Source organism: Salifodinibacter halophilus (assembly GCA_012999515.1).
GTDB lineage: Bacteria > Pseudomonadota > Gammaproteobacteria > Nevskiales > Salinisphaeraceae > Salifodinibacter > Salifodinibacter halophilus.
In genome coordinates this window covers 1-237 of sequence record JABEEB010000722.1, presented here as the reverse complement: position 1 = coordinate 237, position 237 = coordinate 1, and the positions used below count along the sequence as shown (strand labels likewise).

The 237-nt window shown below is 72.6% G+C and carries 1 protein-coding gene; it reads right to left on the bottom strand.

Translation table 11 applies throughout. The annotated features are described in order from the left end of the window. Window positions 1-37: 37 nt before the first annotated feature. Window positions 38-237 (bottom strand): MBL fold metallo-hydrolase (locus HKX41_13455; GenBank protein NNC25141.1); only part of this gene is annotated, 200 nt, incomplete at its 5' end.

Sequence of the window (237 nt, the reverse complement as noted above, 5' to 3'; positions counted from 1 at the left end):
GGCCGGCGGTGTCTTCCTGGGCGTGTATCTCGCCGCGTCAGCCGCGCTTGAGCCGCCTCGGCCTGCGGCCGATGTGGTCGATCTGGGCGCGGCTGCCCACCAGCGCGTCGAGCGCGGCGGCGTCGAAGCCGAATGGGTCGAGGTTGCGGCGCTCGGCCTCGGGGCCGCCCTGGATCATTCCGCAATCCAGCAGCAGGCGATGGCCGGCGGCTTCGACTTCGTGCAGCGAGCCGGTGA